The sequence below is a fragment of the Pantoea sp. PNT03 genome (genome assembly GCF_014852515.1).
GTDB classification, from domain to species: Bacteria; Pseudomonadota; Gammaproteobacteria; order Enterobacterales; family Enterobacteriaceae; genus Pantoea; species Pantoea leporis.
In genome coordinates, this window is sequence record NZ_JACVBT010000007.1 from 176,227 (window position 1) to 196,229 (window position 20,003).

General features: G+C 56.0%; 22 protein-coding genes. 13 read left to right on the forward strand and 9 right to left on the reverse strand.

The features are described from left to right. The first annotated feature begins 114 nt into the window (after positions 1-114). The 3 genes from ppiA to IB226_RS21845 all read left to right on the forward strand — a co-directional run bounded on the left by ppiA (position 115) and on the right by IB226_RS21845 (position 1,548). On the forward strand, positions 115-687 hold the full coding sequence (gene ppiA / locus IB226_RS21835; protein WP_008101803.1) for a peptidylprolyl isomerase A: 573 nt from the start codon (positions 115-117) through the stop codon (positions 685-687). Between the two features lie 98 nt (positions 688-785). Further along, positions 786-956 (forward strand): YhfG family protein, encoded by a 171-nt coding sequence (locus IB226_RS21840; RefSeq protein ID WP_101762654.1) that lies wholly within the window; start codon positions 786-788, stop codon positions 954-956. Further along, positions 946-1,548, forward strand: coding sequence for a putative adenosine monophosphate-protein transferase Fic (locus IB226_RS21845; protein WP_192236990.1), 603 nt, complete (start codon positions 946-948; stop codon positions 1,546-1,548). The genes IB226_RS21840 and IB226_RS21845 overlap by 11 nt, the downstream gene beginning before the upstream one ends. Here the strand turns inward: IB226_RS21845 and IB226_RS21850 are convergent. Next, the gene (locus IB226_RS21850) at positions 1,540-1,863 is read right to left on the reverse strand and encodes a DNA-binding transcriptional regulator (RefSeq protein ID WP_192236991.1); all 324 of its coding nucleotides are present in this window, start codon (positions 1,861-1,863) and stop codon (positions 1,540-1,542) included. The genes IB226_RS21845 and IB226_RS21850 overlap by 9 nt on opposite strands. Next, the gene (locus tag IB226_RS21855; RefSeq protein ID WP_192236992.1) at positions 1,847-2,218 is read right to left on the reverse strand and encodes a type II toxin-antitoxin system RelE/ParE family toxin; all 372 of its coding nucleotides are present in this window, start codon (positions 2,216-2,218) and stop codon (positions 1,847-1,849) included. The genes IB226_RS21850 and IB226_RS21855 overlap by 17 nt, the downstream gene beginning before the upstream one ends. Before the next feature lie 148 nt (positions 2,219-2,366). On the opposite strand from IB226_RS21855, the gene IB226_RS21860 reads away from it, so the two are divergent. Together IB226_RS21860 and IB226_RS21865 are read left to right on the forward strand one after the other, a co-directional pair. Then, positions 2,367-2,942, forward strand: coding sequence for an aminodeoxychorismate synthase component II (locus IB226_RS21860; RefSeq protein WP_137386648.1), 576 nt, complete (start codon positions 2,367-2,369; stop codon positions 2,940-2,942). A gap of 87 nt (positions 2,943-3,029) precedes the next feature. Then, complete coding sequence (locus IB226_RS21865) at positions 3,030-4,250, forward strand: aspartate aminotransferase family protein (RefSeq protein ID WP_192236993.1); 1,221 nt, start codon at positions 3,030-3,032, stop codon at positions 4,248-4,250. Here the strand turns inward: IB226_RS21865 and IB226_RS21870 are convergent. Together IB226_RS21870 and crp are read right to left on the reverse strand one after the other, a co-directional pair. Next, positions 4,247-6,325: a YccS/YhfK family putative transporter gene (locus IB226_RS21870; RefSeq protein WP_101762650.1), complete on the reverse strand. Its 2,079-nt coding sequence runs from the start codon at positions 6,323-6,325 to the stop codon at positions 4,247-4,249. The genes IB226_RS21865 and IB226_RS21870 overlap by 4 nt on opposite strands. A gap of 58 nt (positions 6,326-6,383) precedes the next feature. Continuing rightward, a complete protein-coding gene (gene crp, locus IB226_RS21875; RefSeq protein WP_003852956.1) occupies positions 6,384-7,016 on the reverse strand; it encodes a cAMP-activated global transcriptional regulator CRP in 633 nt (210 codons plus the stop codon). A 305-nt stretch (positions 7,017-7,321) separates the two neighbouring features. On the opposite strand from crp, the gene IB226_RS21880 reads away from it, so the two are divergent. After that, positions 7,322-7,726 (forward strand): OsmC family protein, encoded by a 405-nt coding sequence (locus IB226_RS21880; protein WP_101762649.1) that lies wholly within the window; start codon positions 7,322-7,324, stop codon positions 7,724-7,726. A 61-nt stretch (positions 7,727-7,787) separates the two neighbouring features. Here the strand turns inward: IB226_RS21880 and IB226_RS21885 are convergent, their stop codons facing one another. The 3 genes from IB226_RS21885 to IB226_RS21895 all read right to left on the reverse strand — a co-directional run bounded on the left by IB226_RS21885 (position 7,788) and on the right by IB226_RS21895 (position 9,956). Then, a complete protein-coding gene (locus IB226_RS21885) occupies positions 7,788-8,657 on the reverse strand; it encodes a phosphoribulokinase (protein WP_101762648.1) in 870 nt (289 codons plus the stop codon). Between the two features lie 61 nt (positions 8,658-8,718). Beyond that, positions 8,719-8,937 carry a YheU family protein gene (locus IB226_RS21890; RefSeq protein WP_007892223.1) on the reverse strand — a complete coding sequence of 73 codons (219 nt, stop codon included), beginning with the start codon at positions 8,935-8,937 and terminating at the stop codon, positions 8,719-8,721. 2 nt (positions 8,938-8,939) lie between these two features. Beyond that, on the reverse strand, positions 8,940-9,956 hold the full coding sequence (locus IB226_RS21895; protein ID WP_101762647.1) for a hydrolase: 1,017 nt from the start codon (positions 9,954-9,956) through the stop codon (positions 8,940-8,942). Between the two features lie 60 nt (positions 9,957-10,016). Here IB226_RS21895 and IB226_RS21900 point away from each other — a divergent pair, with 60 nt between their 5' ends. Next, entirely contained in the window at positions 10,017-10,619 is a 603-nt protein-coding gene (locus IB226_RS21900) for a LysE family translocator (RefSeq protein ID WP_192236994.1), read from the forward strand. Between the two features lies 1 nt (position 10,620). Here IB226_RS21900 and IB226_RS21905 read toward each other — a convergent pair whose 3' ends face one another. Continuing rightward, positions 10,621-11,601, reverse strand: coding sequence for a LacI family DNA-binding transcriptional regulator (locus IB226_RS21905; RefSeq protein ID WP_192236995.1), 981 nt, complete (start codon positions 11,599-11,601; stop codon positions 10,621-10,623). Positions 11,602-11,833: 232 nt separating this feature from the next. On the opposite strand from IB226_RS21905, the gene tauA reads away from it, so the two are divergent. Genes tauA through tauD form a run of 4 tightly spaced genes read left to right on the forward strand, consistent with a single transcriptional unit; the run spans position 11,834 to position 15,253 of the window. Beyond that, positions 11,834-12,814, forward strand: coding sequence for a taurine ABC transporter substrate-binding protein (gene tauA / locus IB226_RS21910; RefSeq protein WP_370580026.1), 981 nt, complete (start codon positions 11,834-11,836; stop codon positions 12,812-12,814). An 11-nt stretch (positions 12,815-12,825) separates the two neighbouring features. Next, positions 12,826-13,593 carry a taurine ABC transporter ATP-binding subunit gene (gene tauB, locus IB226_RS21915; RefSeq protein WP_192236997.1) on the forward strand — a complete coding sequence of 256 codons (768 nt, stop codon included), beginning with the start codon at positions 12,826-12,828 and terminating at the stop codon, positions 13,591-13,593. Then, positions 13,590-14,417 (forward strand): taurine ABC transporter permease TauC, encoded by an 828-nt coding sequence (gene tauC / locus IB226_RS21920; protein ID WP_192236998.1) that lies wholly within the window; start codon positions 13,590-13,592, stop codon positions 14,415-14,417. The genes tauB and tauC overlap by 4 nt, the downstream gene beginning before the upstream one ends. Then, on the forward strand, positions 14,414-15,253 hold the full coding sequence (gene tauD / locus IB226_RS21925; RefSeq protein WP_110867602.1) for a taurine dioxygenase: 840 nt from the start codon (positions 14,414-14,416) through the stop codon (positions 15,251-15,253). The genes tauC and tauD overlap by 4 nt, the downstream gene beginning before the upstream one ends. 376 nt (positions 15,254-15,629) lie before the next feature. Here tauD and IB226_RS21930 read toward each other — a convergent pair whose 3' ends face one another. Next, complete coding sequence (locus IB226_RS21930) at positions 15,630-17,534, reverse strand: ABC transporter ATP-binding protein (RefSeq protein ID WP_192236999.1); 1,905 nt, start codon at positions 17,532-17,534, stop codon at positions 15,630-15,632. Positions 17,535-17,648: 114 nt separating this feature from the next. On the opposite strand from IB226_RS21930, the gene kefG reads away from it, so the two are divergent. Beyond that, positions 17,649-18,200 carry a glutathione-regulated potassium-efflux system ancillary protein KefG gene (gene kefG / locus IB226_RS21935; RefSeq protein ID WP_137386639.1) on the forward strand — a complete coding sequence of 184 codons (552 nt, stop codon included), beginning with the start codon at positions 17,649-17,651 and terminating at the stop codon, positions 18,198-18,200. Next, positions 18,200-20,002 (forward strand): glutathione-regulated potassium-efflux system protein KefB, encoded by a 1,803-nt coding sequence (kefB, locus tag IB226_RS21940; protein WP_110867600.1) that lies wholly within the window; start codon positions 18,200-18,202, stop codon positions 20,000-20,002. The genes kefG and kefB overlap by 1 nt, the downstream gene beginning before the upstream one ends. Position 20,003 lies beyond the last annotated feature (1 nt).

Below are 20,003 nucleotides of genomic sequence, written 5' to 3' on the forward strand. Positions count from 1 at the left end.
AGTATGACAATAGCAACATCCGCGTAAATATCGGTAAAACGCTGGCTCTTGGATCACATGCTCTTTACAATCAATCTCGTTTTTGAGCTAGCTCTCCATGGTAAGGAATCTTTCATGCTTAAACGTACTTTGACAGCGGCGGTTGCCCTGTTAGCGCTCTCTTCCGTATCGTCTGCCGCGCTCGCCGCAAAAGGCGATCCTCATGTGCTGCTCACCACCTCTGCGGGCAATATTGAACTCGAACTGAACAACCAGAAAGCCCCGGTTTCGGTGAAAAACTTCGTTGATTACGTCAACAATGGTTTCTACAACAACACCATTTTCCACCGCGTTATTCCTGGCTTTATGATTCAGGGCGGCGGTTTCACTACCGACATGCAGCAGAAGCAAACGGTAGCGCCGATCAAAAACGAAGCCGACAACGGCTTGCGTAATCTGCGCGGCACCATTTCGATGGCACGTACCGCAGATAAAGACAGCGCCACCAGCCAGTTCTTCCTCAACGTAGCCGATAATGCGTTCCTCGATCACGGTCAGCGTGATTTCGGCTATGCGGTATTTGGTAAAGTTGTGAAAGGCCAGGATGTGATCGACAAGATTGCGCAGGTCCCTACCAAAGATGTGGGACCGTACCAAAATGTGCCGTCAAAACCGATTGTTATCCTCTCCGCCAAAGTCCTGCCTTAATTCTGAAACGCGCCATTTTCGCATGGCGCATCATTGGCTCTCCGGCAAAGCAAAAAATTGCTGCTTATACTTAGGGCTCATTGCTTGCCGGAGGCGCTATGACTAGCAAACTCACTGAGAAACAGAAAGCCACTTTGTGGCAGCAGCGCCGTGCTGCGAGCTACCAGGCCAGCTGTCGACTGGCCGGATATACCTATAGCGAAGCTCTTATCGATGCCGAACATGCTGAGGAGCGACTCGAGTCGCTGAGGAGGCAATATGGTGGATAACAGCTTAGCGGTACGCGATCCCTATTTGTGGCATAACGACAATGTGTTGAAGAATCGCCTCGATATTCACGATGAAGCCCAGCTGCGCAAAGCGGAACTGGCTTTCAGCACCGCGCGCCTGGCGACGTTAGAACTTGGCCAGCGCAGCATCGGTTTGCCACGTCTTTGCCATATTCATCGCACGCTGTTTCAGGATCTCTACAGCTGGGCGGGAGAATTGCGCACCATTGATATCTGGCGCGATGAAACGCCGTATTGTCATTGCGAATACATCGAGAAGGAGGGCAACACGCTGATGCAGGCGCTGGAGGAAGAGCGCGGCCTGGCTGACCTTGAGCAGGAAGCGTTCGTGGCGCGTATCGCACATTACTATTGTGAGATCTTCGTGCTGCATCCGTTCCGCGCCGGCAATGGCCGCGCGCAGCGCATCTTCTTCGAGCAGTTGGCACTGCATGCCGGGTATCAGCTTTCGTGGGAAACACTCGAACGTGATGCGTGGCGCGCTGCGATCTCGGCGGGCGTCGCCGGCGATCTGGCACCGCTTACCGCGCAGTTTGCGAAAGTGGTGAGCCCGGCGAAGGTTTTACAGTAACACTTCAAGCCCGTGCTTTTGCACCACGGACAATAGCTTAAGAGAGATTCCGCCGGGGCGTTTAGCCCCGGTTTCCCATTTCTGCACGGTTGACACACTGGTGTTGAGATAGCGGGCAAAAACCGGCTGACTAACATTCAAATTCTCGCGCAAGTTCTTAATCGCCTGCGCATCGAGCGCGGCGACATCGCTCAGGCAACGTTCATCAAAATCACGCATGCTCTGTTTGCTGATGGCATCTACTTCAAACAATCCGGATGCCGCGCTGTGAATGGCTGCAAAAGCCGGACTTTTAAATTTACGCGTTATGGTCATGACACATCTCCACTAACTCCCGAACGGCGAGCAGCCGATTCAGAGCCTCATTTGAAATCAGCGAGTATTGTTTTGCCAGCTCACGAAAGCCCTCAAGTTCGCTTTCACTCAGGTTACTCTGATCCTGTTTGGCAAATAAAAAGGTATAAATCCAGTTTTTACCCCCTTTGGCCAGAATGATGGCGCGATCGCGATTTTGCTGCAGACGCTTTTTAAATACGCCACCACCCAAATCATCGGCATAACCCAGTTTTACTGCTGTAATTGCCCGACAAAGTTCTTTATCGCCAATAAGATGCCGACGGGCTTGCTTACTGAACCATTTGGTTTTGAATACTCGCGTTGTAGCTGACATAGTCACTCTCCAAAATATAGCACTGGGTGCGAGAGTAATCAGAATCTTTTTCGTCAGCTAGCGGGTATTAAGATTGAAGGTGTTAACATGGCTTTTTTGCGACCTTTCTTGCGCCAGTTGCCGCAATGACACACTGCTACGACCTACTATGCTGCTGCTAATCGATAACTACGACTCCTTCACCTGGAATCTCTACCAATACTTCTGCGAGCTGGGCGCGGATGTGCGTGTGGTGCGCAACGACGCCATTACGCTGGATGAGATGGCAGCGCTGCCGCTGACGCATCTGGTGATTTCGCCGGGCCCATGTACGCCGGATCAATCTGGCATCTCGCTCGCGGCTATTCGCCATTTTGCCGGGCGCTTGCCGATCCTCGGCGTTTGCCTTGGACATCAGGCGATTGCGCAAGCCTATGGCGCGCAGGTGGTACGCGCGCGGCAGGTGATGCATGGCAAAACCTCGCTGATTCAGCACACCAACCAAGGTGTGTTTCGTGATCTGAATAATCCGCTTACCGTGACCCGCTATCACTCATTAATTGTGGCGCGCGATACGCTGCCCGCTGAGTTTGAAGTCACCGCGTGGAGCCTGCGCGACGGCCAGCCAGATGAGATCATGGGTTTCCGCCATCGCAGCTTGCCGCTGGAAGGCGTGCAGTTCCATCCGGAAAGCATCCTCAGTGAGCAAGGGCATCAGCTGCTGGCTAATTTCCTCAACGCGTAACTTATGTTTGCCTTCGTGTGACTTTTTATGCATATTTTGTGATTATAATTTCACATCAGCTCAACAAATAACCCGATGAGGTCGTCAATGGCAGAGGAAAAACTAGCGGTAACCCGGGAAACGTTCGATAACGTAATTTTGCCTGTTTATGCACCTGCGCAGTTTGTGCCGGTAAAAGGCAAAGGCAGCCGAGTGTGGGATCAGCAGGGCAAAGAGTATATCGATTTCTCTGGCGGTATCGCGGTGACTGCATTGGGCCATTGTCATCCGGCGCTGGTGGAAACGCTGAAAACCCAGGGCGAAACGCTGTGGCATACCAGCAACGTGTTCACCAACGAACCGGCGCTGCGTCTGGCGAGTAAACTGATTGCCGCGACCTTTGCCGATCGGGTGTTTTTCGGTAATTCTGGCGCGGAAGCCAATGAAGCGGCATTCAAGCTGGCGCGTTATTACGCCTGCAAAAAACACAGCCCGTTCAAAAGTAAAATCATCGCCTTCCATAACGCCTTCCACGGTCGCACGCTGTTCACCGTGTCGGTGGGTGGCCAGCCGAAATATTCTGATGGCTTCGGTCCAAAACCGGCGGATATCGTGCATGTGCCGTTCAACGATCTCGATGCGGTGAAAGCGGTGATTGACGACCATACCTGCGCCATCGTGGTCGAGCCGATTCAGGGCGAAGGCGGCGTGATGCCGGCTACGCCAGAATTTATGCAAGGCCTGCGCGCCCTCTGTGATGAACATCATGCGCTGCTGGTGCTGGATGAAGTGCAGAGCGGCATGGGACGCAGCGGCAAACTCTTTGCGTACGAACATTACGGTATCAGGCCCGATATCCTCACCACCGCCAAAGCGCTGGGCGGCGGTTTCCCGGTGAGTGCGATGTTGACCACCAACGAAATCGCCTCAGTAATGGCGCCGGGCGTGCACGGCACCACTTACGGCGGCAATCCGCTGGCGTGTGCCATCGCTGAAACCGCGCTGGATATCATCAATACGCCAAAAGTGCTGGAAGGCGTTGAAGCGCGTCGTCAGCAGTTTGTTGAAGCGCTGCAAGCCATCGACAGCAAATTCGCTATCTTCAGCGAGATTCGCGGCAAAGGTCTGCTGATTGGTGCCGCGCTGAAGCCGCAGTTCGCCAGCAAAGCGCGTGACATCCTCAACGCTTCCGCTGCGGAAGGGCTGATGATTCTCACCGCCGGTACTGACGTGATCCGTTTTGTGCCGTCGCTGGTGATTGAACCAACCGATATCGCCGAAGGCATGACGCGTTTCGCCAGCGCGATTGAGAAGGTGCTGGCCGCTTAATCCGCTTTCGGACGTAACACCTTGAGCCAGCGGCCATGATGCGGTCGCTGGCTCCACGCCAGCGAAGAGATGGTGTGCATTACGCTGAGGTGCTGCAAGATCCGCTTCACATGCTGTTCGACAATCGTCACCGGCCCTTCATTAAGATTCTCCGGCGCTTCCAGAATATTGCTGTCGTTGCCCGGACCGTCATACGCCAGCCGCTGCTGACAACGCTGCAGCGCGATTTCACAGGATTGCAGATAACCTTCTGCCAGCTTCGATGTCAGCATGGTGTGCTCGCGCGCCAGAATCGTCATGGCATTAATATGCTCGACGATGAACTGACTGTGCGTAACCCACATGCGCATATCTTTCAGATATTGCAGGTTAAAGCCCGGCTCGCTCGATGCCTGGTTCAATGAGTTGAACAGCGCGTTGTGCGCCTGATTAACCTTTATGCGCTGATAAGCCAGTTTATCGGGCGACTGTTCCGGCCCCAGCAGCAGTTGCAGCGCCTCCTGATAGGCTTCCAGCGCATCGTGCGCGTTCTTGCGCAGCAGCCCGCTTTGCCACTGCGGCCACAGCCAAATCATCCCGGCGAAGGCAATTAAACAGCCCATCAAGGTATCCATCATGCGCGGCAGCAGAAACTGCGCGCCGTTCAGCGACAGCAATTGCAGCGAATACACCGCCGTGACGGTAAAGCCAATCATCGACCAGCCATAATATTTCCGCGTGATCAGATAGCTCGCCAGCGTAATCCCCAGCATAAACAGCAGCGTGATCGATTCCGGCACCGCCAGCTGCAGCGACGCGGCGGCGATCAGCAATCCGGCGAAAGTGCCCAGCGCACGGTGCTGAATACGCACGCGCGTGGCGTTGTAACCGTTCTGGCTGACGAACATGATGGTCATCAGAATCCAGTAAGGTTTGGGGATGTTGAAGAACAGCGCCAGCGAGCTGCCAAACATCAGCATCACAGCGAAGCGGGCTGCGGTGCGTAACGCGGTGGATTTGAATGACAGATAACTGCGCAGCGCCGGCAACAGCGGCAAACGGCGCTGGCGATCGGCCATCAGGTCACGCGTGTAGAGCGGCTTCTGCGTACGCAACACGCGGGCGATGCGACTGAAGTGGTACAGGCAGAAGTTGCCGACCGGATTATCCGGATGCTGGCGTGCAATTTTCTCCAGCGCGCCGAGCTGTTTCTCCATGTGAAAACGGTCCGGCAGCTGATGGTAGAGAATCGCATCCGCCAGCACGCGCAGCCGCGCCGAGATAATCTTGGCGTTCCAGCGAATCACCGCTTCGGCGTGGCTCTCCTCAACCAGTTTCTGCACCTCTTCGGGCTGATGCAAACTCACGGAGATGTGTTCCTGTAAATCCAGCGCAACCTGAAAGGCGCGCGTCAGGCGTTTGTGGCTGTTATCGCGGCTCGCCGACAGCATATGCATTTGCTGATAACAGGTGGTAATGAGGTCGACCGCCTTTTGCTGGCGCGCCAGCAGCGGCGGCAGCGCTTTCTCCGGATCGGTCAGCTGCGTCAGTAAGGTGTATTTGGCATCGCAGTAATCCGCCAGCTCGCGGAACAGCAGGCTGAGCGATTCGCGCATCGGCTGCTCTTTCCACAGCCAGAACCAGAACCAGTTGAACAAGCCGTACCACAGCGTGCCGCCAATGTAGAGCAGCGGCGGCACCCACATCGGCATGCGTCCCACTAAGCTGAGCGTAAAGATGGCGGCGATGAGTGTGGCGGGCAGCAGGCGCGCGTGCAGCGGGCCGATTTCGCCGGTTACGCCAATCAGCAGCGGCAGCGCCAGCAAAATCAGCGGCAGCGGAATCTGGTAAGCGGTGAGGATTTGCATCAGGAAACTGCCGGTGGCAAACAGCGAACCACCCACAATCAGGCGTTTGAAGAAGCGTTTATGCGGCGTATCCAGTCCCGCCATGTTGCAGCAGGCGGGCACTAACGAGAACAGCAGACCTTTTTGCAGATCGCCAAACAGCCAACCGAGAGCCACAGGCAGGCACAGCACCAGCGTTTGCCGCAGCGCATAGTTAACTTCGGGATGATAGATGATTCGGCGCCACATCAGCTCATCGCAAATAGAAACGGCGCGATGTTGCCATCACGCCGTGGGTGAGAAGAAATTAGCGGGTGCCGTAAACGACGATGGTTTTACCGTGTGCGGAGATCAGGTTCTGATCTTCCAGCATTTTCAGGATACGACCCACGGTTTCGCGTGAGCAGCCCACGATCTGACCAATCTCCTGACGGGTGATTTTGATTTGCATCCCGTCTGGGTGAGTCATCGCATCTGGCTGTTTGGCCAGATTTAGCAGCGTTTGCGCAATACGTCCGGTGACATCGAGGAAGGCAAGGTTGCCCACTTTCTCAGATGTCACTTGCAGACGACGCGCCATTTGCGACGAAAGTCGCATTAAAATATCCGGGTTTACCTGAATCAGCTGACGGAATTTTTTGTATGAAATTTCAGCCACTTCGCAGGCAGACTTCGCACGCACCCAAGCACTGCGTTCCTGGCCTTCTTCGAAAAGACCGAGTTCGCCGATGAAATCCCCCTGATTGAGGTAGGAGAGAATCATCTCTTTGCCTTCTTCATCTTTAATCAGTACCGCTACGGAACCTTTTACGATGTAGTACAGCGTTTCCGCTTTCTCACCCTGATGGATGAGCGTGCTTTTGGATGGATATTTGTGAATATGGCAATGGGACAGGAACCATTCGAGTGTAGGGTCTGTTTGCGGTTTGCCGAGAACCATTCGCTATTATCCTCTGTTGTAATCGTGCCCAAAACACAGGGGGCATTTTTTCCCTGTCAGGCGGTTTAATCGTCGAGCGTTTCCAGTAAAGGAAAAATTATTCCGGGTGGACTCTTAAGCTACGCTTTTGATTCTTCCGGCCTTCGTCTGTGATGACGAAAATATTTTCAGCACTGTTTGTAGCACAGCTTTTGCGAGCTGTCTTGTGTTGTCTCGCTTCAGCAGAAGGGGGAGTACTCTGGATTGCTGTTTGTCAGGTGAAAGCGTACTCTGGCGGCAAAACCGCCGCTTCAGGAGAAAGAATCATGCAGGCACGAGTGAAATGGGTGGAAGGTCTTACCTTTCTCGGAGAATCCTCATCCGGCCATCAGGTATTGATGGATGGTAATTCCGGTGATAAAGCGCCAAGTCCAATGGAGATGGTGCTGATGGCCGCGGGCGGCTGTAGCGCTATTGATGTGGTGTCGATTCTGCAAAAAGGGCGCAGCGATGTGGCCGATTGCGAAGTGAAGCTCACATCTGAACGCCGTGAAGAAGCGCCACGCATTTTTACCCACATCAACCTGCATTTTATCGTTAGCGGTAAAGCGTTGAGCGATAAGGCCGTTTCGCGTGCGGTTGATCTGTCAGCGGAAAAATATTGTTCGGTAGCGATCATGCTGGGTAAAGGCGTGGAAATTACCCACAGCTATGAAGTGATCGAGTTATAACTCGGATTGTAGCGGCGCAATTTATTGCGCAATAAATTGCGCCGCTACGGAATGACTTCGCTTATTCAATCCGCTTCCCTTCAATCAGTCGCTGTACCAGCGGCAGCATAATCAGCTCCATCGCCAATCCCATTTTGCCACCCGGCACCACCAGCGTATTGATGTGGGAAATAAACGATCCCTGAATCATCGCCAGCAGATAGGGGAACGCGATGCCTTCCAGACCACGGAAATGAATCACCACAAAGCTTTCGTCGAGCGACGGAATTTCGCGTGCGGCAAACGGGTTTGAGGTATCAACGGTCGGCACGCGCTGGAAGTTAATGTGGGTGCGCGAGAACTGTGGCGTGATGAAGTTAATGTAATCCTCCATTGACCGTACCACCGAATCCATCACCGCTTCGCGTGAATGGCCGCGCTCGCTGGTGTCACGCACCAGCTTCTGAATCCACTCAAGGTTAACAATCGGCACCACGCCAACCAGCAGATCGACATGCTCCGCCACATTTTGCTGCTGCGTGACCACGCCGCCGTGTAAGCCTTCATAGAACAGCACATCGGTGTTTTCCGGCAGCGGCTGCCACGGCGTAAAGGTGCCCGGCACCTGATTCCACGGCACGGCTTCATCGTAGGTATGCAGATATTTGCGCGATTCGCCAAGGCCGGTTTGGCCGTAATGTTTAAACGTCTGCTCCAGCAGGCCGAAGTCGTTGGCTTCCGGGCCGAAGTAGCTGATGTGGCGCCCGAGATCGCGCGCCTTGCGGATCGCCATGTCCATTTCCGGACGTGTGTAGCGATGGAAACTGTCGCCTTCGAGTTCCGCCGCATGCAAATTCAGCTGCTGGAAAATCTTACGGAAGGCGAGGCTGGTGGTGGTGGTTCCGGCGCCGCTGGAACCGGTGACGGCAATAATTGGATGCCTGGCTGACATAACAGAGCTCCCTGTGAAGTCCGGCGATGAGCATTGTTACCACGAATTGCCGCGGGGTGCATCAGCCGCGGAATTCACCCTTCGGCATAATATTGATCGATTCATGCAGTTCCGACCACACCAGCACCACGTCGCCGCGCTCCAGTTGGCGGCGTACGTCGGCGACTTTTTGCAGCAAACTGCGTTCCTGCTCGCCGTAATCAGTGCCTTCGCGTAACACGAAGGTTTCAATCAGGTTTTCCAGCGTGTCCGCTTCGAGTTCTTGCCAGGGAATAATCACAATTACACATCCAGATAGGTTGAGAGCCAGTCGGGCACGCGCTGTTCCAGCCACATTTTCGGTTTAAGAACGGTGCCGCCGACGAAACCGACGTGGCCGCCTTGCTGCGTCAGCTGATACTGAATGGAGGCTGACAGCTGGTCAGGTTGCGGAATAACGGCATCGGTCATAAAGGGATCGTCTTGCGCGTGAATGATCAACAGCGGTTTACGCACGCCGGTCAGCAACGGCATCGCGCTGGCTCGTTGATAATAGTCGTTGGCGTCAATAAAACCGTGCGCACGTGCGGTTATCGCATCATCGAACTCGCGTAAGCGGCGGAAAGCACGTAACTGGCTGAGATCGACCGGCAGCGTGCCAGGCCAGGCGCGCAGTTTGCGCGTGGCGTTCTTTTTCAGCTGCGTCAGTAAATAGTGCTGATAAAAGCGTGAAAACCCCACATCCAGCTTGCCGCTGCAAGGCTCGAGCGCCAGCGGCGCTGAGATGGCGATGCCGGCATCAATCGGTACATCGTGACCTTGCTGACCCAGCAGGCAAGCGAGCATGTTGCCGCCCAGCGAAACGCCGACGGCGGCGGTGGGTACGCTGCCCCATTCGCGCTGCAGCCAGTGAAGGAAGTAGGTGGCGTCTTCGGTTTCACCGGAGTGATAGATGCGCTTTAAGCGATTAGGCTCGCCGCTGCAGCCGCGAAAGTGCATTACCACCGCCAGCCAGCCGCGTGCCTGACACGCCTGCATCAGGCCGTGCGCATACGGGCTGCGAAAGCTGCCTTCCAGGCCGTGAAACATCACCATGCGCGGTTTATGACGCGCCTGCGCCGGATCTTCACTCCACGCTAAATCGACAAAATCGCCGTCCGGCAGGTCAAGACGCTGCCAGTGCGGACGTAACGTAACGCGGCGCCGCAGAATACGCGGCAGCAGCGTTTGCAGATGCGCGTTACTGAATCCGCGCAGGGGTTTAAAACGCTCGCCGCTGGGGCGATCAAAATAGCTTGGGTAAAGGCTTGTCTGATGCATAAGTCGCTGATAGCTTCGATGGGTTGTTCGCTTTACTGGGTGAGGAGCACCCGAATATACATGGAACTGAGTCTTTTTTTATCAATGTTAGGTTTTCTCTGGGTCGCGGCCATCACGCCCGGGCCCAATAATATGTTACTTACCGCCTCGGGTGCTAATTTTGGCTTCCTGCGCACCATTCCGCTGCTCATTGGTATCATGATTGGTATGCAAGTCATGTTGCTGATGGTGGCATTTGGTATCGGCGGCCTCATCCTGCTTTATCCCTCGCTGCATCTCATCCTGAAGATTGCCGGTAGCCTTTATCTGCTGTGGCTGGCATGGAAAATCGCCAGCGCCGAGTATGAAAAACTGGAAACCGACGATGCCACAGTGAAGCAGATGCCGTTCTGGCAAGGCGGCTTGCTGCAGCTGATAAACCCGAAAGCCTGGCTGATGGCGCTCGGCGCGGTGGCCAGCTTCAGCCTGGCGGGCAGCGAATATCTGCATTCGGTGATAGCGATCAGCATCGGCATGTTCATGGTGAACGTGGTTTCCGGGGTGATCTGGATGGGCTTTGGCTCGCTGATTGGACGTCTGCTGCGCAGCCCACGCGCGTGGAAAATCTTCAATCTGGCGATGGGCTTGCTCACCGCTGCGTGCGTATTGCTGATTTGGCGCTGAGTTAACTGGAAGCGCGTTCAACGCGCTTCCACGGCAACACTTCATGTACCACCGACGAGTTGGGCTGGCGGATGCGTTGCAGCAACAGCTGTACGCTGCGCGCACCCATACGGTTCATCGGCTGCTCAATCGTGGTTAGCGGTGGATTCAGGCTGCTGGTAAAGTTAATGCCATCAAATCCCACCACCGCTAAATCTTCCGGTACGCGTAAACCTGCTTCCAACGCCGCGTGGATGACGCCGACCGCCAACACATCCGATACCGCAAACACCGCATCCGGCGGTTCCGGCTGCGTGAGCAGTTCGCGCAAAGCCGCACTGCCCGCTTCGCAGGTGATATTCTCGGCATAAGCCACACCGCACCAGCTGAGATCCAGCTGCTCCAGCGCCACGCGATATCCCTCTTCACGCTTATGTGAATAGAGGTAGCGCATATCACAGTTCACCAGCGCAATACGACGTCGGCCTTTGCTCGCCAGATAACGCACGGTTTCGAAAGCCGCTTCTTTATTATCAATCGCCACGCTTGAGGCGGCGATCGACGGATCGTATTCCGCGCACTGCACCCAAGGCTGATCGCCAATCAATTCTTTCAGCTCATGCAGGCTGCTGGCGGCATCCATGGTGATCACGCCGTCGACCACTTTGCCGGTGAGCAGCGCAATGTAGGCCGCTTCGCGCCGCAGCTGCGATCCTGAGTTACACAGCAGAATGTGGTAACCCTGCGCTTCAGCTTCGGCTTCAATGCCCTGAACCACGCGTGAGCAGAATGGATTGGTGATGTCGGGAATCAGCACTAACAACATATGGCTTTGCGAAGTGCGCAACTGGCGCGCCAGCAGGTTGGGCTGATAGTCGCAGATGTCGATGGCCGCCAGCACTTTGGCACGCGTATCCGGGCGCACGCCGGGATTCTGGTTCAAAACCCGTGAAACGGTGGCTTTTGACACGCCAGCCAGGTGTGCGACTTTTTCTATCGACATGGATTCAGGACCGTTAGTAAAGAGTTAAAAAATGAGATCTCTATCAATATCACAGCTGCCATGTGAGCGTGTGACATATTTACCGCTTTCCTTTTCTTTCCATTTGCACTTTTTGCATAGCCTTGCCCGATGTTGATCTAAGAACGGATCGTCATTAGGGATAATTTTTAATTCCTTTATGAAATTACTGTTGCTGGAGAAACTGCCCAGACAAAACACATTGGGGTGAATGATGATGGCAATGAAAAAAACAATAACGGCGGTCACAGCGGCTCTGGCCCTGATGGCGTTTCAGGCGCAAGCGGTCAACGTTACCGTGGCGTATCAGACCTCGGCTGAACCAGCCAAAGTGGCGCAGGCGGATAACACCTTCGCCAAAGAGAGCGGTGCTACCGTCGACTGGCGCAAATTTGATAGCGGGGCCAGCGTGTTACGTGCACTGGCGTCGGGCGACGTGCAGATTGGTAATATCGGTTCCAGCCCGCTGGCGGTCGCCGCCACGCAAAAGCTGCCGATTGAAGCTTTCCTGCTGGCCTCTCAGCTCGGTAACTCCGAAGCGCTAGTGGTGAAGAAAACCATCAAAGATCCTAAAGACCTGATTGGCAAGCGCATCGCCGTGCCATTCATCTCGACTACGCACTACAGCTTCCTCGCCGCGCTCAAGCATTGGGGCATCAAGCCTTCGCAAGTGACCTTAGTCAACCTGCAGCCGCCGGCGATTATTGCTGCATGGAAACGCGGTGATATTGACGGCGCTTACGTCTGGTCTCCGGCGGTCAACGAGCTGGAGAAAAATGGCAAGGTGCTGACGGACTCTTCGCAGGTCGGCAAGTGGGGCGCGCCAACGCTCGATGTGTGGGTGGTGCGTAAAGACTTTGCGCAGCAGCATCCCGAAATCGTCACCGCCTTTGCCCGCAGCGCCGTTGAAGCGCAGCAAGCTTACATCGCCAATCCGGATCAATGGCTGAAGCAGTCAGACAACCTGAGCAAGCTGGCGCGCCTGAGCGGTGTACCCGAAGCGGATGTGCCGGTGCTGGTGAAAGGCAACACGTACCTCACCGCGCAGCAGCAGGTGGAGCAGCTCGGCAAGCCGGTGAACAAGGCGATTGTCGATACTGCCGGCTTTCTGAAAGAGCAGGGCAAAGTGCCAGAAGCGGATAGCGATTACAGCAGCTTCGTCACCACGCGCTTCGTTGCACCCTTAGTGAAATAACCGGAGGCCGCATGCTTAACATCACCCATCTCAATGCGCGTTACGCCGGACAACCCGCGCTGCAGGACATCAACCTGCAGCTGGGCAACCGAGACCTGCTGGTGGTGTTAGGTCCCTCCGGCTGTGGCAAAACCACGCTGCTGAACCTCATCGCCGGCTTTCTGCCGCTGGAATCTGGCAGCATTACGCTGGATGGCAAAGCGGTAAAAGGGCCGGGCGCTGAGCGCGGCGTAGTGTTTCAAAATGAAGGATTGCTGCCGTGGCGCAACGTGATCGATAACGTTTCGTTCGGTTTGCAACTGGCGGGCATGGCGAAGGCGGAGCGCCATAGCATTGCACGCCGTTTGATCCGCAAAGTAGGACTGGAAGGTGCAGAGCAGCGTTATATCTGGCAGCTCTCTGGGGGTCAACGTCAGCGCGTGGGCATTGCGCGTGCGCTGGCGGCTGATCCTCAGTTGCTGCTGTTAGATGAGCCGTTTGGCGCGCTGGACGCCTTTACCCGTGAACAGATGCAAACCTTGCTGCTAACGCTGTGGCGTGATACCGGCAAGCAGATTCTGCTGATCACCCACGACATCGAAGAGGCGGTGTTCCTCGCCAGCGAATTAGTGCTGCTGTCGCCGGGACCGGGCCGCGTAGTGGAGCGTTTGAAACTCGACTTCGGCCAACGCTTCGCCGCCGGGGAACCGTGCCGCAGCATCAAATCCGATCCGGCGTTTATCGAACGTCGTGAATATGTACTGAATCAGGTGTTTTCCCAACGTGAGGCGTTTATATGAGTGCGGTGATTGATGGGAAGACCCAAATGCGTCGTCGTGGACTGCGCTGGCCGTTCTCGCGCCAGTTCTCACTCAGCATGCTCAGCGTGGGCTTGTTGCTGCTGTTGTGGTGGGCTATCACCGCGCTCGGCTTAGTGGCGCCGCTGTTTTTACCGCCGCCGCAAGTGGTGCTGCAGAAATTAATATTGATTGCCAGCCCGCAAGGCTTTATGGACGCCACGTTATGGCAGCATCTTGGCGCCAGCCTGGCGCGTATGCTGGTGGCGCTGTTCTTCGCCGCGCTGATTGGGATTCCGGTCGGCATCGCCATGGGCCTGAGCCCGGCGATTCGCGGCTTGCTTGATCCACTGATCGAACTCTATCGCCCGGTACCGCCGCTGGCTTATTTGCCGCTGATGGTGATCTGGTTTGGCATCGGCGAAACCTCGAAGATTTTACTGATTTATCTGGCGATTTTCGCGCCGGTGACCTTGTCGACGCTGGCGGGTGTGAAGAATGCCCAGCAGGTACGGATTCGCGCGGCGCAGGCGCTTGGCGCATCGCGCTGGCAACTGCTGCGCTACGTGATTCTGCCTGGCGCGCTGCCGGAAATCCTCACCGGTTTGCGCATTGGTCTCGGCGTAGGTTGGTCAACGCTGGTGGCGGCGGAACTGATTGCCGCTACGCGTGGACTCGGCTTTATGGTGCAGTCGGCCGGTGAGTTCCTCGCCACCGACGTGGTGCTGGCCGGTATCGCCGTGATTGCCCTGATTGCCTTTGGCTTAGAACTGGGTCTGCGCGCCTTGCAGCGCCGACTGACGCCCTGGAATGGAGAACAGCAATGAACGAACGTCTTAATTTTACCGCGCTGGGCCCGAATATTGGGGCGCAGGTCAGTGATGTCGACCTCAGCCGTCCGCTGAGCGATGCCCAGTTTGAACAGCTCTATCATGGCTTGCTGCGCCATCAGGTGCTGTTCCTGCGCAATCAAGTGATTACCCCGGAACAGCAGCGCGCGCTGGCGATTCGCTTTGGCGATCTGCATATCCATCCGGTCTATCCGCATGCGGAAGGCGTGGAAGAGATCATCGTGCTGGATACGCATCAGGATAATCCGCCGGATAATGACAACTGGCACACCGATGTCACCTTTATTCAAACCCCGCCGGCAATTGCGATTCTGGCTTCGAAGCTGCTGCCGGAGAGCGGCGGCGATACCTTGTGGTCAACCGGCATTGCGGCCTATGAAGCGCTGTCTGAACCGTTTAAGACGCTGTTGAATGGACTGCAGGCGGAGCACGACTTTAAGAAGTCGTTTCAGGAGTACAAATACCGCAAAACCGAGGAAGAGCATCAGCGCTGGCAGCAAGCGGTGGCAAAGAACCCGCCGGTGCAGCATCCGGTGATTCGTACCCACCCGGTGAGCGGACGCAAGGCGCTGTTTGTCAACGAAGGTTTTACCACGCGTTTGCTGGGCTTGAGCGAAAAAGAGAGCGATGCGCTGCTTAACTTCCTGTTTTGGCATAGCGCCAAACCGGAATTCCAGGTGCGCTGGCGCTGGCAAGAGAATGATGTGGCGATTTGGGACAACCGCGTGACCCAACACTATGCTAATGCGGATTATTATCCGGCGCGGCGGGTGATGCATCGTGCGACGGTGTTAGGGGATAAGCCGTTTTAATTTGGAATAGTGCTCGCATTCCCCCTCCTCGGTCCTCCCCCATAAATGGGGGAGGAAGATGCTGCCACATGTCAGTGATTAAGCTACATGTGGCAGCGTCTCCTTCCCCCGCTTGCGGGGGAAGGCCGGGATGGGGGACAGCGTGCACACTTCCATAAATAGGGGAGGAAGATGCTGCCACATGTCAGTGATGAAGCTGCATGTGGCAGCGTCTCCTTCCCCCGCTTGCGGGGGAAGGCCGGGATGGGGGACAGCGTGCACACTTCCATAAATAGGGGAGGAAGATGCTGCCGCATGTCAGTGATTAAGCTACATGTGGCAGCGTCTCCTTCCCCCGCTTGCGGGGGAAGGCCGGGATGGGGGACAGCGCGCACACTCACCCCGCCAGCATCTGCTCCAGCTGTTCCTGCGCATCCAGCCACGCCATTTCGACCTCTTCCAGCGCCGCCTTACTCTCGGCCTGACGCTGCAGCGCCACATTCAAATCGGCTTTGCGGCTCTGATCGTAAATCGCGCTGTCGGCTAACTGGGCTTCCGCGTCGCTGAGCTGGCTCTGCCACTTCACCATCTGCTTCTCAAGCTTCTCGATCTCTTTACGCAGCGGCTGCGTTTGTGCGCGCAGTTCGGCGTCGCGGCGTTTCTGGTCTTTGCGCGATTGCGCGCTGTTGCCGTTGTCCTGCTTCGGTGCGGCATCCTGTTGCGCTTGCTGCTTCTGCAAATCGCTCAGCCACTGCTGATAATCTTCCAGATCACCCTCAAACACGTCGACCTTGCCGTCGTGCACCAGATAGAGATCGTCGGTGGTGGCGCGCAGCAGATGGCGATCGTGCGAGACCACCACCAGCGCGCCTTCGAAATCAATCAGCGCTTCGGTCAGCGCCTGACGCATATCAAGATCGAGGTGGTTAGTTGGTTCATCAAGCAGCAGCAGGTTCGGGCGCTGCCAGACAATTAATGCCAGCACCAGACGCGCTTTTTCGCCGCCGGAGAAACGTTCGGTGATTTCGCTGACTTTATCGCCCTGGAAGCCGAAGCCGCCAAGGTAGTCGCGCAGTTGCTGCTCCAGCACTTTCGGCGCGATGCGTGATAAATGCTGCAAGGGTGATTCATCGGCGCGCAGATATTCCAGCTGATGCTGGGCGAAGTAACCGAGCTTAATGCCTTTCGCCAGGCCAACTTTGCCATCCAGCGCGTCGAGCTCACCGGCTAGCAGCTTAATCAGCGTCGATTTACCCGCGCCGTTACGGCCCAGCAGGCCAATACGTGAACCCGGCACAAGGTTGAGTTTGATGGCGTCGAGAATGATGCGTTCGCCATAACCGGCGGTAACACGCTCCATCTTCAGCAACGGATTCGGCAAGCTTTCTGGCGCGCGGAAACTGAAGCTGAATGGGTTATCGACGTGTGCTGGCGCAATCAATTCCATGCGCTCCAGCATTTTGATGCGGCTCTGCGCCTGCTTGGCTTTGGTCGCCTGCGCGCGGAAGCGATCGATATACTTCTGCAGGTGCGCCACTTTTTCCTGCTGGCTCTGGAACAGCGCTTGCTGCTGCGCCAGCTTGGCGCCGCGCTGACGTTCGAACGAGCTGTAGTTACCGGTGTATTCAAACATCGTCTGCTGTTCGATATGGATGATCTTATCGACCACCGGATCGAGGAAGTCGCGGTCGTGCGAAATCAGCACCAGCGTGCCTTCGTAGCTTTTCAGCCAGCGTTCAAGCCAGATCACCGCATCCAGATCGAGGTGGTTAGTCGGTTCATCCAGCAGCAGCAGATCGGAACGGCACACCAGCGCCTGCGCGAGGTTAAGGCGCATGCGCCAGCCACCGGAGAAATCGCTCACCGGACGCATTAATTGTTCCTGGCTAAAGCCCAAACCGTGCAACAAACTTGAGGCGCGAGCAGGTATGCTCCACGCCTGAATCGCATCCAGCTTGCCGTGCAGCAGGGCGATGGCGTTGCCATCGTTGCGCGCGTTGGCGTCGGCCAATTCGGATTCAAGCTGACGATATTCACGGTCGCCGTCGATAACATACTCCAGCGCGGGTTTGCTCAGCGCCGGGGTTTCCTGATTGACCCACGCCAGCGCCCAGTTGCTCGGGAACGTAGCGTTACCTGCATCGCTGCTGATTTCGCCCTTCAGCAATGACAGCAGCGTCGATTTGCCGCAGCCATTTTTGCCCACTAAGCCAACTTTCTGGCCTGGGTTAATGGTGGCTGTTGCGTTATCCAGCAGCACATTGGTGCCGCGGCGAATTTGTAGTGCTGAAAAGACAATCATAAGCGCCGTATCGTCAGAATATGTTAATTTACCGGCAACATAATTCGAGAAAATTTGTTGCGTCGAGCATGGTAGCGGAATTCCTGTGCCGTGACGACGCTTTGGAGGGGAACGATGTCGCAGCCACCCAAAATATTGCTGCTTTACGCCCATCCGGAATCACAGGATTCGATTGCTAATCGGGTTTTGCTGCAGTCGGCTATGGAACTGGACCACGTCACGGTGCACGATTTATACGCCCACTATCCGGATTTTTTTATTGATATTCACTATGAGCAGCAGCTGCTGCGCGACCATCAAATCGTTGTATTCCAACATCCACTTTATACCTACAGCTGCCCGGCGCTCCTGAAGGAGTGGCTGGATCGTGTGCTGTCGCGCGGCTTTGCCAGCGGACCGGATGGTAATGCGCTGGAAGGCAAATACTGGCGCAGCGTGGTCACCACCGGCGAACCGGAAGCGGCGTATCACCCCAGCGGCCTGAATCGCTATCCGATGAGTGACATCATGCGTCCGTTTGAGCTGACGGCGCAGATGTGCCGCATGCACTGGATGACGCCGATGGTGATTTACTGGGCGCGTCGACAAACGCCGGAAGTGATGCGTAATTTTGCGCGCGCGTATGGTGACTGGCTGGCTTCACCGCTGCCGCAGGGAGGTGTGTGATGGAAGGCGAAACGTTACTGACGGCGGGCGTGATTTATCTGGTTGCGGCGGTGCTGATTGTGCCGATTGCGGCGCGTCTCGGCATTGGCGCGGTGCTGGGCTATCTGCTGGCCGGTATCGCGATTGGTCCGTGGGGTTTGGGGTTCATCAGCGACGTCGAGGAGATTTTGCACTTCTCGGAACTCGGCGTGGTGTTCCTGATGTTCATCATCGGGCTTGAACTGAACCCCTCGAAACTGTGGGCGCTGCGCCGTTCGATATTTGGCGTTGGTGCGGCTCAGGTGCTGATTTCCGCCGCCATTCTCGGCGGATTGCTGTGGCTGACCGATTTTAGCTGGCAGGCGGCGGTGATTGGCGGCATTGGTCTGGCAATGTCATCCACGGCGATGGCGCTGCAGCTGATGCGCGATAAAGGCATGAACCGCAGTGAATCGGGACAGCTCGGTTTCTCAGTGTTGCTGTTCCAGGATTTAGCGGTGATTCCCGCGTTGGCGCTGGTGCCGCTGCTGGCGGGCGGCGACAGCGGTCATGTTGACTGGTTGAAAGTTGGGATGAAAGTGCTGGCGTTCGGCGGGATGCTGATTGGTGGTCGTTATCTGCTGCGCCCGATTCTGCGCTTCATTGCCGCATCCGGCGTGCGCGAAGTGTTTACTGCCGCCTCACTGCTGCTGGTGCTGGGTTCGGCACTATTTATGGATGCGCTCGGCCTGTCGATGGCGCTCGGTACTTTTATCGCCGGTATTCTGTTGGCGGAAAGCGAGTATCGCCACGAGCTGGAAGTGGCCATCGAACCCTTCAAAGGTTTGTTGCTGGGCTTGTTCTTTATTTCGGTTGGCATGGCGCTGAATCTCGGCGTGCTTTATACCCACATCACTGAAATTTTGTTGGGCGTGCTGATTCTGGTGACGGTGAAAACGCTGGTGCTGTATGTGCTTGGGCGCATTTATGGCCTGCGCAGTTCGGAGCGCCAGCAGTTTGCCGGTGTGTTAAGCCAGGGCGGCGAGTTTGCCTTTGTGCTGTTCTCGGCTGCGTCGTCAGCCAAAATGTTCAGCGGCGACCAAATGCCGCTGCTGCTGGTGACGGTGACATTATCCATGATGACCACGCCGCTGCTGATGAACGGCATTGATCGTTTACTGGCGCACCGCTTTAATGAGCCCGATGAAAATGCCGAGAAGCACTTTGTTGAGGACGATCGGCCGCAGGTCATTGTGGTGGGCTTTGGTCGTTTTGGTCAGGTTGTTGGCCGTTTGCTGATGGCGAACAACAAGCGCATTACCGTGCTGGAGCGTGATATCTCCGCGGTGAGCCTGATGCGTAAATATGGCTATAAGGTTTACTATGGCGACGCCACCGAGTTGGAGCTGCTGCGTGCGGCGGGCGCGGAGAATGCGCAATCCATCGTCATTACCTGTAACGATCCGGAAGATTCGATGACCATCGTGCAACTGTGTCAGCAGCATTTCCCGCAGCTGGAAATCCTGGCGCGTGCGCGTGGACGTGTTGAGGCGCACGAACTGTTGCAGGCGGGTGTTACGCTGTTCTCGCGTGAGACGTTCTCCAGTGCGCTGGAGCTGGGTCGTAAAACGCTGATCTCGCTGGGCATGCATCCGCATCAGGCGCAGCGCGCGCAGCAACATTTCCGTCGTCTGGATATGCGTATGCTGCGAGAGCTGGTGCCCAGCCACGATGACAGCGCGCAGGTTTCGCGTGTGCGTGAGGCGCGGCGCGAGCTGGAGGATATCTTCCAGCGCGAAATGCAGCACGAGAAACGTCAGTTTGACGGCTGGGATGACGAGTAGA

What these genes read in the sequence shown, in the direction of transcription:
- ppiA (WP_008101803.1), top strand. Translation starts at nt 115, where the DNA reads ATGCTTAAACGTACTTTGACAGCGGCGGTTGCCCTGTTAGCGCTCTCT.
- IB226_RS21840 (WP_101762654.1), top strand. Translation starts at nt 786, where the DNA reads ATGACTAGCAAACTCACTGAGAAACAGAAAGCCACTTTGTGGCAGCAG.
- IB226_RS21845 (WP_192236990.1), top strand. Translation starts at nt 946, where the DNA reads ATGGTGGATAACAGCTTAGCGGTACGCGATCCCTATTTGTGGCATAAC.
- IB226_RS21850 (WP_192236991.1), bottom strand. Translation starts at nt 1,863, where the DNA reads ATGACCATAACGCGTAAATTTAAAAGTCCGGCTTTTGCAGCCATTCAC.
- IB226_RS21855 (WP_192236992.1), bottom strand. Translation starts at nt 2,218, where the DNA reads ATGTCAGCTACAACGCGAGTATTCAAAACCAAATGGTTCAGTAAGCAA.
- IB226_RS21860 (WP_137386648.1), top strand. Translation starts at nt 2,367, where the DNA reads ATGCTGCTGCTAATCGATAACTACGACTCCTTCACCTGGAATCTCTAC.
- IB226_RS21865 (WP_192236993.1), top strand. Translation starts at nt 3,030, where the DNA reads ATGGCAGAGGAAAAACTAGCGGTAACCCGGGAAACGTTCGATAACGTA.
- IB226_RS21870 (WP_101762650.1), bottom strand. Translation starts at nt 6,325, where the DNA reads ATGTGGCGCCGAATCATCTATCATCCCGAAGTTAACTATGCGCTGCGG.
- crp (WP_003852956.1), bottom strand. Translation starts at nt 7,016, where the DNA reads ATGGTTCTCGGCAAACCGCAAACAGACCCTACACTCGAATGGTTCCTG.
- IB226_RS21880 (WP_101762649.1), top strand. Translation starts at nt 7,322, where the DNA reads ATGCAGGCACGAGTGAAATGGGTGGAAGGTCTTACCTTTCTCGGAGAA.
- IB226_RS21885 (WP_101762648.1), bottom strand. Translation starts at nt 8,657, where the DNA reads ATGTCAGCCAGGCATCCAATTATTGCCGTCACCGGTTCCAGCGGCGCC.
- IB226_RS21895 (WP_101762647.1), bottom strand. Translation starts at nt 9,956, where the DNA reads ATGCATCAGACAAGCCTTTACCCAAGCTATTTTGATCGCCCCAGCGGC.
- IB226_RS21900 (WP_192236994.1), top strand. Translation starts at nt 10,017, where the DNA reads ATGGAACTGAGTCTTTTTTTATCAATGTTAGGTTTTCTCTGGGTCGCG.
- IB226_RS21905 (WP_192236995.1), bottom strand. Translation starts at nt 11,601, where the DNA reads ATGTCGATAGAAAAAGTCGCACACCTGGCTGGCGTGTCAAAAGCCACC.
- tauA (WP_370580026.1), top strand. Translation starts at nt 11,834, where the DNA reads ATGATGGCAATGAAAAAAACAATAACGGCGGTCACAGCGGCTCTGGCC.
- tauB (WP_192236997.1), top strand. Translation starts at nt 12,826, where the DNA reads ATGCTTAACATCACCCATCTCAATGCGCGTTACGCCGGACAACCCGCG.
- tauC (WP_192236998.1), top strand. Translation starts at nt 13,590, where the DNA reads ATGAGTGCGGTGATTGATGGGAAGACCCAAATGCGTCGTCGTGGACTG.
- tauD (WP_110867602.1), top strand. Translation starts at nt 14,414, where the DNA reads ATGAACGAACGTCTTAATTTTACCGCGCTGGGCCCGAATATTGGGGCG.
- IB226_RS21930 (WP_192236999.1), bottom strand. Translation starts at nt 17,534, where the DNA reads ATGATTGTCTTTTCAGCACTACAAATTCGCCGCGGCACCAATGTGCTG.
- kefG (WP_137386639.1), top strand. Translation starts at nt 17,649, where the DNA reads ATGTCGCAGCCACCCAAAATATTGCTGCTTTACGCCCATCCGGAATCA.
- kefB (WP_110867600.1), top strand. Translation starts at nt 18,200, where the DNA reads ATGGAAGGCGAAACGTTACTGACGGCGGGCGTGATTTATCTGGTTGCG.